The sequence below is a fragment of the Variovorax glucosi genome, assembly GCF_051216695.1.
In the GTDB taxonomy this organism is placed as follows: Bacteria; Pseudomonadota; Gammaproteobacteria; order Burkholderiales; family Burkholderiaceae_C; genus Variovorax.
The window spans coordinates 1-1,000 of record NZ_JBPJZE010000462.1 but is presented as its reverse complement, the minus strand read 5'-3'; the positions used below and the strand labels follow the sequence as shown (position 1 = coordinate 1,000).

Genomic DNA, 1,000 nt, shown 5'->3' with positions numbered 1-1,000 from the left:
CGCGCCACTTCGCGCTCGAAGAAGCCATCGAGGCCTACCGGCTGGTGCTGTCGGGCAGCACCGACCGCGTCGTGCTGCACCCCTGAAACCGCGAGGAACCCCCGCCATGCACGTGACCCGTTTCAACGAAGCGCCGCACTACGAAGCGCCCAACCACTTCGACATGCGCTGCCTGCGCCTGCAGGGCAAGGAAGCCGGCCCCTCCACGCAGATGTGGATGGGCATGAGCCAGATTCTTCCCGGCGGCCACACAGGCCTCGATGGCTCACCAATGGAAAAGCTCTACCTCGTGCTCGAAGGCCAGCTCCATGTGGTCGGCGAACTCGACGGCGCACACCAGGAAGACGTGCTCGAGCAGTACGACAGCTGCCGCTTCGCGCCCGGCGAGAAGCGCCAGTTGGAAAACCGCAGCAACCGGCCGGTGCTGGTGGCGCTGGTGATGCCGAACGCGCCACCGGCCTAGCGCTCGCGCGCCCTTCGGTCATTCATCGCTCATCGAACAAATCAACGGAGACAAGACGCATGAAGAACAAGACATTCCCCTGGAGCCGCCGGCAGGCCCTTACCGTGGCCGCGGCATTCGCGGCCTGCACGCTGGGCAGCAGCGGCGCGCTGGCGCAGGGCGCGTGGCCAGGCACGCAACCGATCAAGCTGGTGGTGCCCTTCACGGCAGGCAGCGGCACCGACATCGTCGCGCGCCTCGTGGCCGAAAAGCTCGGGCCCGCGCTGGGCACGAGCGTGATCGTCGACAACAAGCCCGGCGCGGGCGGCACGCTGGGCGCGGCCATCACGGCCAAATCGCCAGCCGACGGCTACACACTGCTGGTGCATTCGGCGGGCCATCTCGTGAACCCGTGGATATACAAGGGCCTGTCGTACGACACGATCTAGGACTTCACCGGCATCACGCCGATGGCGAGCCTGCCCAACGTGCTGGTGACCGCGCCTTCGCACTTCACGAACGTGCAGGACCTCGTGGCCAAGGCAAAGGCCAAGCCTG

Annotated in this window: 2 protein-coding genes; both read left to right on the top strand. The window is 66.6% G+C overall.

Translation table 11 applies throughout. The features are described from left to right. Positions 1-106: 106 nt before the first annotated feature. Complete coding sequence (locus ACSFA3_RS26535; protein ID WP_426391626.1) at positions 107-463, top strand: cupin domain-containing protein; 357 nt, start codon at positions 107-109, stop codon at positions 461-463. 59 nt (positions 464-522) lie between these two features. Further along, the gene (locus tag ACSFA3_RS26530; RefSeq protein ID WP_435508266.1) at positions 523-891 is read left to right on the top strand and encodes a Bug family tripartite tricarboxylate transporter substrate binding protein; all 369 of its coding nucleotides are present in this window, start codon (positions 523-525) and stop codon (positions 889-891) included. The last annotated feature ends 109 nt before the right edge of the window (positions 892-1,000 follow it).